The organism is Corallococcus llansteffanensis (genome assembly GCF_003612055.1).
Taxonomy (GTDB): domain Bacteria; phylum Myxococcota; class Myxococcia; order Myxococcales; family Myxococcaceae; genus Corallococcus; species Corallococcus llansteffanensis.
The window spans coordinates 1-15,933 of the sequence record NZ_RAWB01000191.1 but is presented as its reverse complement, the minus strand read 5'-3'; the positions used below and the strand labels follow the sequence as shown (position 1 = coordinate 15,933).

General features: G+C 72.2%; 9 protein-coding genes. 6 read left to right on the top strand and 3 right to left on the bottom strand.

The annotated features are described in order from the left end of the window. The 3 genes from D7V93_RS19100 to D7V93_RS19090 form a co-directional block, all read left to right on the top strand. Positions 1 to 4,580: non-ribosomal peptide synthetase (locus D7V93_RS19100; RefSeq protein ID WP_120644781.1), on the top strand; the 4,580-nt coding region annotated here is incomplete at its 5' end. Between the two features lie 3 nt (positions 4,581 to 4,583). Then, the gene (locus D7V93_RS19095) at positions 4,584 to 6,245 is read left to right on the top strand and encodes a cyclic peptide export ABC transporter (protein WP_120644780.1); all 1,662 of its coding nucleotides are present in this window, start codon (positions 4,584 to 4,586) and stop codon (positions 6,243 to 6,245) included. Next, complete coding sequence (locus tag D7V93_RS19090; protein ID WP_120644779.1) at positions 6,242 to 7,489, top strand: glycosyltransferase; 1,248 nt, start codon at positions 6,242 to 6,244, stop codon at positions 7,487 to 7,489. The genes D7V93_RS19095 and D7V93_RS19090 overlap by 4 nt, the downstream gene beginning before the upstream one ends. A 21-nt stretch (positions 7,490 to 7,510) precedes the next feature. Here D7V93_RS19090 and D7V93_RS19085 read toward each other — a convergent pair whose 3' ends face one another. Both D7V93_RS19085 and D7V93_RS19080 read right to left on the bottom strand, forming a co-directional pair. Then, positions 7,511 to 8,329: a glycosyltransferase family protein gene (locus D7V93_RS19085; RefSeq protein ID WP_120644778.1), complete on the bottom strand. Its 819-nt coding sequence runs from the start codon at positions 8,327 to 8,329 to the stop codon at positions 7,511 to 7,513. A 10-nt stretch (positions 8,330 to 8,339) separates the two neighbouring features. Then, positions 8,340 to 9,086, bottom strand: a complete 747-nt coding sequence (locus D7V93_RS19080; protein WP_147451235.1) for a galactosyltransferase-related protein — start codon at positions 9,084 to 9,086, stop codon at positions 8,340 to 8,342. Positions 9,087 to 9,214: 128 nt separating this feature from the next. On the opposite strand from D7V93_RS19080, the gene D7V93_RS19075 reads away from it, so the two are divergent. Beyond that, positions 9,215 to 12,154: an AMP-binding protein gene (locus D7V93_RS19075; protein ID WP_120644776.1), complete on the top strand. Its 2,940-nt coding sequence runs from the start codon at positions 9,215 to 9,217 to the stop codon at positions 12,152 to 12,154. Next, positions 12,154 to 13,461: a polysaccharide deacetylase family protein gene (locus D7V93_RS19070; RefSeq protein ID WP_120644775.1), complete on the top strand. Its 1,308-nt coding sequence runs from the start codon at positions 12,154 to 12,156 to the stop codon at positions 13,459 to 13,461. The genes D7V93_RS19075 and D7V93_RS19070 overlap by 1 nt, the downstream gene beginning before the upstream one ends. On the opposite strand, the gene D7V93_RS19065 is transcribed toward D7V93_RS19070, so the two are convergent. After that, positions 13,462 to 13,821, bottom strand: a complete 360-nt coding sequence (locus tag D7V93_RS19065) for a YciI family protein (RefSeq protein WP_120644774.1) — start codon at positions 13,819 to 13,821, stop codon at positions 13,462 to 13,464. A gap of 165 nt (positions 13,822 to 13,986) precedes the next feature. Here D7V93_RS19065 and D7V93_RS19060 point away from each other — a divergent pair. Continuing rightward, positions 13,987 to 15,933 (top strand): MupA/Atu3671 family FMN-dependent luciferase-like monooxygenase (locus D7V93_RS19060; protein ID WP_120644773.1); only part of this gene is annotated, 1,947 nt, incomplete at its 3' end.

The following is a 15,933-nucleotide window of genomic DNA, read 5'->3' as shown; positions in this document are numbered from 1 at the left end:
CCCGCGCGGACCACCTCGCCTACGCCATCTTCACCTCCGGCTCCACGGGCCGGCCCAAGGGCACGCTGCTGACGCACCGGGGCCTCTGCAACACCGCCCGCGCCGCCATCGCGGCCATGGACCTGGGCCCCGGGCGCCGGGTGCTCCAGTTCGCCTCCATCGGCTTCGACGCCTCCGTGTGGGAGACGTTCACCGCGCTGCTGTCCGGCGCCTCTCTGGTGCTGGCCCCGCGGGAGCGGTTGATGCCGGGCGCTCCGCTCCAGGGCCTCTTGGTGGAGGCGGGTATCACCACCGTGACGCTGACGCCGTCAGCGCTGGCGCCCCTGTCGCCGCAGGACCTGCCGCTCTTGGAGACGGTGGTCGCGGCGGGCGAGGCCTGCACCGCGGAGCTCGCGACGCGCTGGAAGCCGGGCCGCCGCTTCATCAACGCGTACGGCCCCACGGAGGTGGCCATCTGCGCGACGCTCAGCGCGGAGGTGGACATCGAGCGGCCCACCATCGGCACGCCCCTGGCCCACGTCCAGGTGTACGTACTGGGACCGGCGCTCGAACTCCTCCCGCCCGGCGCCGCAGGGGAGCTGTACGTGGGCGGCCGTGGACTCGCGCGCGGCTACCTCGGGCGGCCGGAGCTGACGGCCGAGCGGTTCGTGCCGCACCCCTTCGCGGCCACGCCGGGAGAGCGCCTGTACCGCACGGGTGACCGGACGCGGTGGCGGGCCGACGGTTCGCTGGAGTTCCTGGGCCGCGCGGACGACCAGGTGAAGCTGCGGGGCTTCCGCATCGAGCTGGGAGAGGTGGAGGCCGTGCTCACCCGGCACGCCGAGGTTCGCGAGGCCGTCGTCATGGCCCGCGAGGACGGCCCCACCGGCCGGAGGCTCGTGGCCTACGTCGTCCCCACCGCCGAGGCACCGGCCTCCTCCGCCCTGCGGACGTTCCTCTTGGAGCAGCTTCCGGACTACATGGTCCCCGCAGCCTTCGTCGTGCTGGAGGCGCTGCCCCTGACCTCCAGCGGCAAGGTGGACCGCCGCGCCCTGCCCGCCCCCCGGGAGGACGTGGCGGCCGCGCCGGACGCCGCCGCGCCTCGCAGCGCGGTGGAGGAGCTGCTGGTGTCCACCTGGAGCCGGCTCCTGGGCGTCGCCCACGTCGGCCTCCACGACGACTTCTTCGAGCTGGGCGGGCACTCGCTGCTGGCCACGCAGCTCGCCTCGCGCGTGCGGGATCTCTTCCACGTCGAGCTGGGCCTCAAGGACCTCTTCGATGCGCCCACGGTCGCGGGGCTGGGCGCGCGCATCGAAGCGCTGCTGCGCCAGGAGGAAGGACTCCAGGCGCCGCCGCTCCTGCCGCAGCCGCGGACCGGGCCCACGCCCCTGTCCTTCGCGCAGCAGCGCCTCTGGTTCCTGGATCGCCTGGAGCCGGGCAGCCCCCTCTACAACATCCCGCTCGCCGTGAGGCTGGAGGGCGCGCTGGACGAAGCCGCGCTGGGGCGCGCCTTCACGGAGCTGGTGCGCCGGCATGAGTCGCTGCGCACGTCGTTCCGGGAGGGCTCGCACGGCCCCGAGCAGGTCATCCTCCCTCCGCTGGAGCTTCCCCTCGCACGGCTGGACCTGGGCAACCTCCCCGAGTCCCGCCGCGACGCGGAGGCCACGCGCTGTGCACAGGAGGAAGCGCACCGTCCGTTCGACCTGACGCACGGACCACTGGTGCGCGGCATCCTGCTCCAGCTGGGACCGACCACGCACGTGCTGCTCCTGACGCTGCACCACATCGTCTCCGACGGCTGGTCCATGACCGTCCTCGTCCGGGAGATCGCCGCGCTCTACGACGCGTTCCACCAGGGGCTGCCCTCGCCGCTGCCGGAGCTGCCCGTGCAGTACGCGGACTACGCCGCGTGGCAGCGCGCCTGGCTCCAGGGCGAAGCGCTGGACCTCCAGCGCGACTGGTGGCGCCACCACCTGGAGGGCGCGCCTCCCCTGCTGGAGCTGCCCACGGACAGACCGCGTCCAGCGGTGCGCTCCTTCCAGGGCGCGGTCGCCACCGCCACGCTGCCGCGGGAGCTGTCGCTCGCCGTGGAGGCCCTGGCCCGTCAGGAGGGCGCCACGTCCTTCATGGTGCTGCTGGCGGCGTTCCAGACGCTCCTGCACCGCTACTCGGGGCAGGAGGACCTGGTCGTCGGCACGGACATCGCCAACCGGAACCACACCGGCACCGAAGGGCTCATCGGCTTCTTCATCAACCAGCTCGCGCTCAGGACGCGGCTGTCGGGAGGCCTGTCCTTCCGGGAGCTGCTGGGCCGCGTGCGCGAGTCCACCCTGGGCGCGCATGCCCACCAGGACCTCCCGTTCGAGGAGCTGGTCCGCGCGCTCAACCCCGAGCGCAGCCTGGGACACTCGCCGCTCTTCCAGGTCAAGCTGACGTACCAGCAGCTACCCTCGACGCAGTTCGCGCTGCCGGGGCTGACGCTCGGCTACAGCGGCAGTGAGACGCACACGGCCCGCTTCGATCTCACGCTGTCCATCAGTCAGGGCCCCGAGGGCCTGGCGCTCCTGGCCGAGTACAGCACCGACCTCTTCGACGCCGGCACCATCCACCGGCTCCTGGGCCACCTGCACACGCTCCTCGGCGCCGCCGTCGCCGCGCCCCACCAGCGGCTGGCCGACCTGCCCCTGCTCGCGGACGACGAGCGCCACCGGCTCCTCACCGCCTGGAACGACACGGCCGCGCCGCTGCCGGACGCCCAGGGCGCGCACCTGCTCTTCGAGGCCCGGGCGCGCCTCACGCCCGACGCGCTCGCGGTCGTCTCCGGCGACACGTCGCTCACGTACGACGCCCTCGAAGGCCGGGCCAACCAGCTCGCGTGGCACCTGCGCGGCCTGGGCGTCCGGCCGGAGACGCCGGTGGCGGTCTGCCTGGAGCGGGACGCGGACCTCGTCGTCGCCGCGCTCGCCGTCCTCAAGGCGGGGGGTGCCTACGTGCCGTTGGATCCGGCCTATCCGCCGGAGCGGCTCGCCTTCCTGCTGCGCGACTCGGCGGCGCCCGTCCTCATCACCGTGGAAGCGCTGGCGGACGAGCTGCCCGACCTGGGCCAGCAACCCGTCTGCGTCGACGCCGATCGGGAGCGCATCGCCGCGAAGCCCCGCCACGCCCCGCCGTCGGTCACCACGCCCGACTCGCTCGCCTACGTCATCTACACCTCGGGCAGCACCGGCCAGCCCAAGGGCACGCTCTTGCACCACCAGGGCCTCTGCAACACCGCGCTCGCGGTCGCCCGGGCCCACCGCGTCCGGCCGGACAGCCGCGTCCTCCAGTTCGCGTCCATCGGCTTCGATGCCTCCGTCTGCGAGATCTTCTCCACGCTGCTCGCGGGGGCCTGCCTCGTGCTCGCGCCGCGCGAAGCACTGCTGCCCGGAGCGGCGCTCCAGCGGCTGCTGGCCGCGCAGCGCATCACCACCCTCACCCTGACGCCGTCGGTGCTCGCGCAGTTGGAGCCGGCGGGCCTGACGTCCCTCGAGACGGTCATCTCCGTGGGCGAAGCGCTCCCCGCCGCCGTGGCGGCGCGCTGGGCCGGGCACCCCACCCTGCTCAATGCCTACGGCCCCACCGAGGCCACCATCTGCGCCACCATCTCCGGACCGGTGGACGTGGCGCGGCCCACGCTCGGCCTGCCGCTGCCCAACACCCGCGTCCACGTGCTCGACGCGTCGCTGGGCCCGGTGCCGCTCGGGGTCCCGGGAGAGCTGTACATCGCGGGCGTGGGGCTGGCGCGGGGCTACCTGCGCCAACCGGGCCTCACGGCGGAGCGGTTCATCCCGGATCCGTTCGGAGGCCCTGGCGAGCGCCTCTACGGCTCCGGGGATCGCGTCCGGCGCCTGCCGGATGGACAGCTGGAGTTCCTCGGCCGGGTCGACCACCAGCTCAAGCTGCGGGGCTTCCGCATCGAGCCAGGGGAGATCGAAGCCACGCTCCGTCAACTCCCCGCGGTCCGCGAGGCCCACGTCCTCGCGCGCGAGGAGGCCCCCGGCGACAAGCAGCTCGTCGCGTACGTCGTCCCGTCCGACGCCGGAGCGCCCCCGTCCACCGCGGACCTGCGGAGCGCGCTCGCGGAGCGACTGCCGGCGCACCTGGTGCCCGGGGCCTTCGTCGTGCTGGACGCGCTCCCGCTGACGTCCAGCGGCAAGGTGGACCGGGCCGCGCTGCCACGTCCCGGCGGCGCCGAGCGCGAGAAGGCGGCTGTCCCGCCCCGCAACGATACGGAGCGCCAGCTCGCGGCCCTCTGGGCGGAGCTGCTCCGCGTGGACGTGGCGACCATCGGCATCCACGACGACTTCTTCGAGCTGGGAGGCCACTCGCTGCTCGCGACGCAGGCCATCTCCCGCATCCAGGCGACGTTCGGTGTCGAGCTCCCCGTGCGCGACATCTTCTCCCACCCCACCGTGGCGCACGTCGCCTCGCTCCTCCTCAAGGCCTCCGCGGAGAACATCGCCGCGGACGACCTGGCCCTGCTCCTCGCGGAGCTGGAGGACATGTCCACCGAGGAAGCCGAGGCGCTCCTCGCGCAAACCGCGAAGGCCTCCCAGGAATAACCCATGCGCCTGCTCAAGCTCCTGATCCACCGCTCCAAGGGCACCTTCGCGCTGGCCGTGCTCGTCGGCCTGCTCAGCGGCGCCAGCTCCAGCGCGCTCATCATGCTGATCAACCGCTCCCTGGTGCACGGCACGTTCCGCTCCAGCACGACGCTCGCGGCCTTCGCGGGCGTGCTGTGCGTGGGGATGCTGCTGCGCATCTGCGCGCAGGTGCTGCTCAACCGGCTGAACTTCGGCGCGCTCTACGAGCTGCGCATGCACCTGTTCCGCCGCGTGCTCGCCTCGCCGCTCCGCCAGTTGGAGGAGCTGGGCAACCACCGGGTGACGGCGATGCTGGCCGAGGACATCCCGGCGGTGACCACCAGCCTGATGGCGCTGCCCACGCTCACCATCAACGCGGCGGCGCTCCTGGGCTGCCTCGTCTACCTGGCCACGCTCTCGCGCCTCATCTTCGTCTTCCTGCTGGGCTTCATCGTGGTGGGGCTGGGCGTCTACCAGCTCCCCACCCGGCTGGGGCTGGGCATCCTCCAGCAGGCGCGCACGCGCAGCGACGCGTTCTTCAAGCTCTTCCGCGCCGTGCTGGAGGGCAACAAGGAGCTGAAGCTGCACGCGCAGCGGCGCTCGGTCTTCCTGCACCGGGACGTGGAGGCCACCGCCCGCGACATGCAACGGCTGGGGGCGGCCAGCGCCAACCTCTTCAACTTCACGGCGAGCTGGGGCGGCTTCCTCTTCTTCACGTTCATCGGCCTGCTGCTCTTCGTCCTCACGCGCTTCACCGACCTGGACTCCGCCACCCTGACGAGCTGCACGCTGACGGTGCTGTTCCTCCAGCAGCCGCTCGACAGCATGATGAGCAGCGTCCACTTCCTGAGCCGGGGCAGCGTCGCGTTGGAGAAGCTCCAGCGGCTGGAGCCCCAGGTCTGGGAGTTCGACCTGAGCAGCCCCCAGGCCCTGCCGCCCCCCGTGCAGCGCTTCGAGCACCTGGAGCTGCGGGGCATCACCCACGCCTACTTCCGCGACCAGGACGAGCGCCCCTTCACGCTGGGCCCCATCAACCTGTCGCTCCGGCCCGGGGAGCTGGTGTTCATCATCGGCGGCAACGGCAGCGGGAAGACGACGCTGGCGAAGCTCCTCACCGGCCTGTACGTGCCGGAGTCGGGAGAGATCCTCCTGGACGGCCAGCCCGTCACGGACGCCCGCCGCGAGCACTATCGCCAGCACTTCTCCACGGTGTTCTCCGACTTCTTCCTCTTCGACAACCTGCTCGGCCTGACGTCGCCCGAGCGCGAGCCGCAGGTGAAGGCGTACCTGGAGCGGCTGCACCTGGAGCGCAAGGTGCAAATCAGCGGCGACGGCACGCTGTCCACCACGGCGCTGTCCCAGGGGCAGCGCAAGCGGCTGGCCCTGCTCACCGCGTACCTGGAGGACCGGCCCATCTACCTCTTCGACGAGTGGGCGGCGGATCAGGACCCGCTCTTCAAGGACATCTTCTACCAGCAGCTCCTGCCGGAGCTCCGCTCGCGGGGCAAGGCGGTGGTGGTCATCAGTCACGACAACCGTTACTTCCATGTCGCGGATCGGATCCTCCAGCTCGACTCCGGCCGCATGATGGAGGACGCGCCCCCCACCGGGCCGCTGCTTCCGGGACAGCGAGCCGCCTCATGAGCCATGCCCCGGGCAAGACGTTCCTGATGACGGCGCCCGCGATGGCGGGCCACGTGATGCCGATGCTGGCGCTCGCGCAGGCGCTGACGCGGCGCGGACACCGGGTGTTGTTCCACGCGAGCAGCACCTTCGCGGACGCCATCACCGCGGCGGGCGCGACGTGCGTGCCCTACGGGCGCTACCGGGACGCGCTGACGCGCAAGCCGGACCGCAAGCCGCCGGGCTGGTTGCCCCCGCTGGCGCGAGGCCTGTGGCGGGCGAACATCGTCCTGCGCGAGAGCATCCCGGAGCTGGTGGAGGAGCTGGAGGCCGTCATCCACCGCGAGCCGGTCCACGCCCTCGTCGCGGACTTCTCCGCCACCGGCGCCCGCTACGCCGCCGAGCGCACCGGCTGCCCCTTCGTCACGGTGTCGCCCAACCTCGTCGGGGCGCTCAATGCCCGAGGCGCGTTCCTCCTCCAGCCCGCGCCGCTGCTCCAACACCTGCCCGAGCGCGTGGGCTTCGCGGTGATGGACGCGCTGCACCCGCTGCGGTCGATGCGTGAACGGATGGGGCTGCCGCCGCGCGCGCAGGCGCAGGCGGAGTTCCTCCACCTGGGCGCGTCCGACACGCTGCACCTGGTGCTCGCGCCCCGTCAGCTCTTCCCCGCCGGAGGCCTGCGACAGGCGCAGGAGTTCCCGGGCCTGATGTCCTTCGAGCCGCCGTCTCCCGAGGCGCCGGACCGGACGGCCGAAGAAGCGCTGGAGCCCGGCACGGTGGTGGTGAGCACCACCACGGCGCAGGGCTGGGACCACGGGATGCTCGACAGGACGCTGCGCGGCGTGGCGCGGCTGGGCAACCCGGTGCTCGCCACCACCGCCGCGTCGACGGTCATCCCCGAAGGGCTGGGCGCGCACGTGCGCTGCGTGCGCTTCCTGCCGCATGACCGCGTCTTCCCGCGCGCGGCGGCGCTGGTCGCGCATGGCGGCTGGGGCACCGTGGGCAAGGCGCTGCGCCACGGCCTGCCCATGCTGATCATCTCGCGCGTGAATGATCAGCCCCTCACCGGCCGGCGGCTGGAGGAGCTGGGGCTGGCGTACCACCTGCCCTTCTCGCGGGCGACGCCGGAGGCCGTGCAGGAGCGGGTGTCCGCGCTGCTCCAGGACGAACCCCTGCGGCGCAGGCTCAAGGCGCTCGCGGAGGAGCTGGCCGGAAGCGAGCCGGCGGCCCACGCGGCGCGGCTCGTGGAAGGCGTGGCCCGCTGACGCGCGAGGCCCGGCGCGACGTCACGAGAACAGGTTGCGCACCCAGCCGGCGAGGCCCGCCGACGGAGCGTTGCCGTTCAGGTACGCCGCGGGCAGCTGCTGCCGCAGGTCGTCCGGGAGCGTCTGGAACGCATACTCCCGGCCCCGGCGGATGGGCTCCAGCTTCACGCCGCGCGTCTCGGTGAGGTAGTCGTAGCCCCCGCGCTGGAACTTCGAATCGGGGTCGAGCCGCACGTAGCGGTCGCGCCGGGCCTGGCGGTCTTCCCGCTTCACCATGCGCAGGTGGTACAGGTCGTGGCGCAGCATCAGATGCCGGGCGCCCTCGAGCTGCTCGGGGTACCACACGCCATGGAACTTCGTGTGGCGCCGTCCCTGGAAGGTCATCCGCTCCGGCAGCGGAAAGGCGCAGCAGCGCGTCTTGCGGCCCCAGACACCGTCCGCGCGGTACTGCGCGACGCCGTCCCACAGCTCCCGGTAGCGCACCGCCACCAGCGGCCGATCCTGCTGCTCCGCCTGACGGAGCGACGCGGGGAGCCGGTCGAGGAAGGCCTGCTCGAAGCGCTCGTCGGCATCCGCGCAGAGCACCCACTTCGCGCCCAGCGCCTTGGCCCGCTCCAGCAGGCGCGAGCGGTTGCCCAGCTCGTCCCAGCCCGTCTCGTCCGGGCGCGGCGGGTTGGTGAGGACGTCCGCCATCTTGGGCTCGGCGGCGAGCAGGGTCCGCGTGTCGTCCGTGGACCCGTCGTCGAGCGCGACGAAGGCGTCCACGTGGTCGCGCAGGTGGTCCAGGCAGCCGCGCAGGTAGTAGGCCTCGTTCCGGAGCTGGAGGACGGCGACGAGCATGGGAGGACTCCTAGGTGCGCCAGTCGAACGCGATGCGCCGGAAGCTCTCACCCCAGCCGTCGGGGTTCGCCTGCGCCGACGCGGGGCTGAAGATGCGCTCCGCGTAGTCGGGGGGCGGCGGCTCCGACACCTGCCGGACCTTCCGGGGCTCGAAGGACAGGTGGAGGAGCTTCATGTCCACGAGCGGGAAGAGGTACGTGTCCGTCATCATGAGGCGCACGCGCAGGTTGTCGTCGTCTCCGCCCCAGCGGTCGAAGCCCTCGTCGTAGCCGTGGAGGGCCTCCAGCCGCTCGCGCGCCACGCAGATGGAGCCGTAGGGCGTGATGGGTCCGGTATAGGCCGCCGCGAGGGAGCCGTCCGCCGCCGCCACCTGGTCGAACGTGCCGAACGCCACGTGCCCCAGCGCCGCCGTGCCCGGGTTCTCCGCGATGTGCGCGAGCGCCACGGAGGGCACGTCGGTGACGAACGCGGACTCCGGGGACATGACGAGCACGTGCTCGCCCACGGCGTTGCGGATGCCCACGTTGATGGAGCGGCACGGGGGCCGCCAGGGATGGTCGAAGTCGTTGACGACCACGCGCCAGCGGATGGAGGGGAAGTCGCGCACGAGGCGCAGCACGTCCGCCTCCTCGCTCGGCTCATCGAGCACGAGGATGACCTCGCAGTCGGGCCGGCTGAAGTGCGGCGCGTTCAGGGGCAACACCCGCTGGAACTCCCGGATGCGCTTGAAGTACGGCATGACGACACTGAGCCTCACCGGGGCCCTCCGCTTCGCTGGGGAGGCCGGCACCTTATCCCGCTCCCGCCCCGGCCTCACCCCGGAAACTTTGGAACCCCCGGAGGCCCGGCGTTTCCCGGAGGCGGCATTCCCGCTAGCTTCGCCCCATGAGCGGCATGCCCGACCGCACGACCTGTTCGCTGCTGGCCCGCATCAGTCATCACGCCGCCGCGCGCCCGCGTGAGCTGGCGTTGGCGTTCGTGTCCCGCGAGGGAGTCCCCCGGGAGCTGACGTGGGCGGAGCTGGACGCGCAGGTGCGGGAGCGGGGCGCACGGCTGGTGCGGGAGGGTGTGGCGCCCGGTGATGTCACGTTCGTGCTGAGCGCCACGCCGGCCGAACAGGTGCTGGGGTTCCTGGGCGCGATGGCCGCCGGGGCCCTGCCCTCCATCCTCTCGTTCCCCTCGCTCAAGCAGAGCGAGCAGCGCTTCCACGACACGCTGCGCCCCATCGCGGAGGCCACGGACGCACGCTGGGTCCTGACGTCGGAGGACTTCGCGGGCGTGGTGGACCGCGCCGGCATGCCCCGGCTGCGGGGACGGGTGCTGGAGCGGATGGCCAGGGACGAAGCGCCGTCCGCGCCGCTGCCGCCCGCATCGGAGGACTTCCTCCAGTTCTCATCGGGCACGACGGGCCTGCGCAAGTGCGTGCGCATCCGCGGGAGGATGCTCGAGCAGCAGGCGCTGGCCTACGCCGGAGCCCTGTCGCTGGGGCCCACGGACCGGGTCGTGAGCTGGCTGCCGCTGTACCACGACATGGGGCTGGTGGCGTGTCTGCTGGTCCCCCTCTTCCAGGGCATCGCGTCGGTGCACCTGTCCCCCTTCGAGTGGCTCGCGGAGCCCGCGCTCCTCCTGCGCGCCGTCTCGGACTGGAAGGGCACGCTCGTGTGGCTGCCGAACTTCGCCTACCGGCTGTGCGCCGAGCAGCTCCGCGACGAGGACCTGACGGGTGTTTCGCTGGACTCGCTGCGGGCCTTCATCAACTGCAGCGAACCGGTGCGCGAGGCCTCTCACGCCGTGTTCCTCCAGCGCTTCCAGTCGCACGGCGTGCGGCGGGAGCACCTCCAGGCCTGCTACGCCCTGGCGGAGGCGACGTTCGCCGCCACCCAGACGGAGCCCGGGAAGCCCGTACACGTGGACCGCGTGCGGGCGTCCACCTTCTCCCGCGAGCACCGGGCCCTGCCCGTGCCGGACGACGCTGGCGGGTCGGACGTGTTCACCTTCGTGTCCTGCGGCCGTCCGCTCCAGCACCTGGGGCTGCGCATCGCGGGCGCGGAGTCCGAACGGCACGTGGGCGAGGTGGAGCTGCGCGGCGACGCCGTCATCGACGGCTACGGCGTGGACGGCAGCGCGGCCCGGGACGCCTTCACTCCAGACGGCTGGTACCGCACCGGGGACCTGGGCTACCTGGCGGACGGACAGCTCTACCTCACGGGCCGGGCAAAGGACCTCATCATCCACCGGGGGCACAACGTCCATCCCGCGGATGTGGAGGAGTGCCTCGCTGACCTGAAGGGCCTCAAGCCTGGCCGCGGTGTCGTGTTCGGACTGGAGGACGCGGCGGCGGGGACGGAGAACCTCGTCGTCATGGTGGAGACGGACGGCGACGTGCCGGAGGCGCTCCTGCGCCGTCAGGTCCGCGAGCGCATCTGGGAGCGGATGGATCTGGCCGTCCGCGACGTGGACGTGTGCCCGGCCGGGACGCTGCGCAAGAGCACGTCCGGAAAGCTGTCCCGCGCGGCGAACCGCGACCTCTACCAGGAGCGCCTGCGGACCGCGCCGCGCCCGCGCCACGCCCGCCCGCCGGAAGCGGTGGCCTACGAGCCGCCGGTCGACGCCTGGGAGCAACAGCTGGCGCGGCTCTGGGAGGACGTGCTGGAGACGGGGCCCATCGGCCGCCGGGACAACGTCTTCCTGGACTGGGGCGCGGACTCGGTCACCGCGGTGCGCGCGGCCGCGGAGGTGCAGCGCTTGTGGGCGCGGCGGCTCCAACCCGTGGAGCTGCTCGGCGCGCGGACGGTGGCGGATCAGGCCGCGCTGCTGCGCCGCACCGGGGAGGCGGCGACGGTCTCGCCCAGGGTCCTGCTCCAGCCGGCCGGTGAGGGGCGACCGTTCTTCCTGGTGCACGCGGCGGGAGGCCAGGCCTTCTCCTTCGTGGCGCTGGCCCGCCAGCTGGGGCCGGAGCGTCCGGTGTATGCGTTCCAGGCGCCGCAGTTGGACCGGGGCGGCGTGGAGTCGATGACCGTGGAGGGCCTCGCGACCGAGTACCTCCAGGCCCTGCGGGAAGCGCAGCCCCGGGGGCCCTACCTGCTGGGAGGCTGGTCCTTTGGCGGACTGGTGGCCTTCGAGATGGCCTGCCGGCTCCAGGCCGAGGGCGAACAGGTCGCGCGGCTCGTGCTCTTCGACACGCTGGCGCCGGGCCGGGTGGAGCCGCCGTGGAAGCACCGGGTGCTCTCGAAGCTGGCGCGACACGCCCTTCCCCTGGTGATGCGGTGGGCCCCGCTCCAGCGGCTCGCGCGTCCCCTGCTGGGCCCGCTCGCGTCGAAGACGCCCTTGTGGCGGCTGTTCGGCTGTCTCCACCTGACGGGAAGGGATGACGTGCGCCCCTTCATCTCCTTCGCCTTCCCCCAGGCGGATCCGCGACGGCTGCGGGGGCTGGGCGTGGAGCAGGGCTGGGACTACGTCATGGAGTTGTTGGGCCGCGACAGCGCCCCGGAGGACCGGGCCCTGCTCGTACCGGGGCTGGATGGCGCCGGGGCGCGCCGGGCGTTGGGGGTGGCCCGGAAGTCCGACGAGCTCAACGGCGTCTACCGGACCACGAGGCGCTTCCAGGGGACGCTGGACGTCATCGGCGTGCGCGGGAACATCCACCTCCAGCGCTGGCGGCCCTTCGTCGACGGCCAGCTGGAGCTCCACTTCGCCGACGTGCGACGGATCCACATGAGCGCACACCGGGACATGATGGAAGAGGACAACGTGCGCCGCTTCGTCGGCACGGTGCGCGACCTCCTCTGCGACACGAACCGCAGTCCTCCACCGCCAGGCCCCTGATGCTCCCCCTCTTCCATTCCCAGCTCACGCGATGGCTGTTCCTCTGCGGTCTCGTCCTTGGCGCCGGAGGCTGTCGCAAGCCGGATGCGCCGTTCGGCGAGCCCGTGAAGACGGACTTCCGGACCCACCCGATGCAGATCACCGGCGCGTTCGACGGCAGCAAGCGCTTCGGGATGTGGCTCGACACGTTGGAGTTCGCGCGGCGGACGCAGCGGGACACCGGCAAGCCGGTCCACTTCACCTACTTCATCAACACCGCGTACTACGACCCCGCGGTGAAGAACGTGGAGATTGATCCGCTCGACGTCCCGACGACGCAGCAGGAGGCGCTCGTGCGCTGGGCGCTCACGCAGCAGGCCGTCAACGAAGGGCACGAGGTCGCCAACCACACGGTCCGTCACGCCTCTGGAAAGACCTGGAGCGACGAGGCGTGGCGCCGGGAGCTCGACGAGTTCCACGCCCAGGTGGAGGCGAACCTCTTCGAGCCCGTGCGGGACGCCTCCGGCAGGGCCGTGTTCCCGAAGTGGGAGCCGCTGAAGACCGCGGCGCCGCACCAGGCGGGGGCGGCCTGTACCGCCGATGCGGACTGCCAGGTGGGGACGTGCCTGAGGCTCGCACAGGACGTGGGCGTCTGCGGCGCGACGTGCAACGCCAACACCCCCTGCGCGGAGGGGCTGGTCTGTGGGAGCCCGACGTGGACGACGGGCACGGACGTCTGCGTTCCGCCGCCCGTGTTCCCGGTCGAGCACGAAGGCCAGGTGCTGTTCGACGCGAAGGGAGTGCCCCAGCGGGAGAAGCTGAAGTCCTACCGGGTGGTGGGCTTCCGTGCCCCCTACCTGCACTTCAACTTCGCGCTCTACCGGGTGCTGGCGGAGCGTCGCTATGCCTATGACAGCAGCCCCAGTTGGAAGCTGGGACCGCCGCGGCGGATGACGGAAGCGCCAGCGCTGGGGATGCTCCAGTTCCCGCTGATGTCCTACAAGGGCGCGCTCACCTATCCCATGGACGACGCCTACAACACCAAGGGCGGCACGGGCGAGCGGATGGAAGCGGACTACCAGCAGGCGGTCCTCGCGGCCTACGAGGACCTGGGCCGCGTGCCCTGGAACGTGGGCCACCACTTCGCCCTGTTCCGGAACGGCGACTACTGGAAGGCCATGCAGCACACGTTCACCCATGCCGCCCGAGGCTGCCCGGACGCCCAGGGCAAGCGCCACTGCCCGGAGGTGGAGTTCCCCTCCTTCCGGGAGCTGGCCGAGCAGAAGATCCCGGCCTGGGACGGCACGGCTTCAGCACCGAAGCCGTAGCTACTCGTCGTAGCAGGGACCGCTCTGGCGGACCTCGACGGTGGACCACTCGGCCGCGGGGCACTGACTGGCGAGCTCCAGGGCCTCCTCCCGGGTGCGGACGTCGATGAGGAAGAAGCCGCCGATGATCTCCTTCGACTCCGTGAAGGGACCATCGCTGAAGCTGCGCTTGCCGCCGCGAACCTCGATCCGGACGCCGTCTTCATCGGACTTGAGGGAATCAGCGGCCAGGAGCAGGCCCCGGGCCTTGAGGTCCATCCCATAGCGCTGCATGCGATCCATCCGCTCGGCGGCGACGCGGCGCTCGTCCTCCGTCCGCGGACGCTTCCCTACCTGCTGGACCAACACCATGAACGACATTGCTGGCTACCTCCTGGGTGCAGTCTATGCCACGGATGCGGTCGGCCCCCGGGGCATTCCCGCGATGGCACGGTCCGTAATACAAACAACGCCTTGCCAGTACACCGAGCCCGGGGTCCCCGTCAGGTCCAGACGGGCCCGGGCCGCCGAGGAGTCTCGCTCACCATGAAGAATGTCGAGGACGTCTACCGGCTCACTCCCGCCCAGCGGGAGCTGCTGACACCGCCGTCACCCGGTCCGGAAGCGCCCATCGAATACCTCGTCGCGGAAGCGCGAGGCCCCCTGGATGAAGCCCTGCTGGAGGAGGCGCTGCGGGAGCTGGTTCGCCGTCACACCGCGCTGCGGACCGCGTTCTTCCTCCAGGGCATGCCGGAGCCGATGCAGGTGGTCCGCGAGAAGGTGTCGCCCTCGCTGGAGAAGGCGGACGCGCCGCAGGGCCTGGAGGCCTGGCTGGAGGCGGATCGTCGGCGGGCCATGGGCCTGACGGCCGCGCCGCTGCTGCGCCTCTCGCTCGTGCGCGCCCCTCCGGCGGTCACCTACCTCGTGTTCGCCTGGCACTCCGCGGCGCTGGACGCGGGCGCAGCGAGACTCTGCGTGGAAGAGCTGCTGCGCCTGTATCAAGCCGCTCGGGGCAAGACCGACGCCGGACTGGAGAAGGCGCGTCCGTTCCGCGAGTACCTCGCCTGGATGGAGGCACAGGGCTCAGGCGACGCGGAGGCCTGGCTGCGAGACGTGCTGAAGGATCCGCGCCCCACCCTGCTACCAGAGCGTTCCGCTCAAGGCGCCTCGCCCGTGCCCGGCCTGCAACAACTGCTGTTGCCGTCCGTGGAGTCGGGCAACGTGCTGGCGTTCCTGCGCAAGCACAAGCTGGGGCTGGGCACGCTGCTCCAGGGCGCATGGGCGCTCGTGCTGCGCCACCACACCGGCAGCGCGGAGGTCGTCTTCGGGGCGCAGGTGCCCGGCCGCACCGCCGCGCTGGCCCAGGGCCGTCCGCTGGTGGGCCGCTTCGCGCACCTGCTGCCGCGCCGGTTCGTCGTCCCGTCCCAGGGCACGCCCCTGCGCTGGCTGCGCGCCCTGCAGGCCGAGCTGTCCGAGGCCCAGCGCCACGAGCACGCCTCGGCGGGCCAGGTGCGCCAGTGGCTGAAGCTGCCGGAGGACGCCCCCCTCTTCCAGAGCGCCGTCACCGTGTGGGAGCCGCCCGAGGAGGACTCGCTCAAGCCGCTGGCGCGCGGCCTGGGCCTGGGCGCCTTCCGCCACGTCGCGGCCCCTCCGCCCTGCCCGCTGTCGGTGGAGGCCGTGGCCGGCGAACGGCTGGCGCTGCGGCTGCACCATGACGCGAACCGCTTCGCGCCCCTCGACGTCATCCGCCTCACGGGTCAGCTCTCGGCGCTGCTGGACGTGCTCGTCACGCAGCCGGACCGCGAGCTGTCCACGCTGGGCGAGGTCCTGGACTCCGCGGGAGGCACGACCCGGAGCCCCGCCACCGCGGGCACGTCCGTGGGCCCGGAGGAGCTGCGCGCCCTGCTGGCGTATCACCCCGAGGTGCGCGCGGTGGACGTGCGCGTCGAGGGCTCCCAGCTCGTGGCGCACGTGGTGCCCACGCGCCGCCGCGCGCGGAAGCTCGACTTCGGCCTGTTCTTCTTCGCGGACGAGGACGCGGGCACCACCGACAAGTACCGCCTGCTGCTGGAGGCGGCGAAGTTCGGGGACGCGCACGGCTTCTCGTCCGTCTCCACGCCGGAGCGCCACTTCCACGAGCACGGCGGCATCTACCCCAACCCGTCGCTGCTCGCCGCGGGCATCGCCACGATGACGAAGCACATCAGCCTGCGCGCGGGCAGCGTCGTGCTGCCCCTGCAGAGCCCCTTCCGCGTCGCGGAGGAGTGGTCCATCGTCGACAACCTCTCCGGTGGCCGCGCCGGCATCTCCATCGCCTCCGGCTGGGTGCCCAACGATTTCGCCCTCTACCCGGAGCACTTCGCGCGCAAGCGCGACGTCATGTGGGAGAACCTGGAGAAGGTCGAACGGCTGTGGCGCGGCGAGTCCGTGACGGCGCGGGACGGCGCGGGCAAGGAGGTGGAGCTGAAGGTCTTCCCCCGCCCCATCCAGCCC

Excerpts from the sequence above, each read along its gene's own strand:
- D7V93_RS19095 (WP_120644780.1), top strand. The coding sequence starts at position 4,584 with ATGCGCCTGCTCAAGCTCCTGATCCACCGCTCCAAGGGCACCTTCGCG.
- D7V93_RS19090 (WP_120644779.1), top strand. The coding sequence starts at position 6,242 with ATGAGCCATGCCCCGGGCAAGACGTTCCTGATGACGGCGCCCGCGATG.
- D7V93_RS19085 (WP_120644778.1), bottom strand. The coding sequence starts at position 8,329 with ATGCTCGTCGCCGTCCTCCAGCTCCGGAACGAGGCCTACTACCTGCGC.
- D7V93_RS19075 (WP_120644776.1), top strand. The coding sequence starts at position 9,215 with ATGAGCGGCATGCCCGACCGCACGACCTGTTCGCTGCTGGCCCGCATC.
- D7V93_RS19070 (WP_120644775.1), top strand. The coding sequence starts at position 12,154 with ATGCTCCCCCTCTTCCATTCCCAGCTCACGCGATGGCTGTTCCTCTGC.
- D7V93_RS19065 (WP_120644774.1), bottom strand. The coding sequence starts at position 13,821 with ATGTCGTTCATGGTGTTGGTCCAGCAGGTAGGGAAGCGTCCGCGGACG.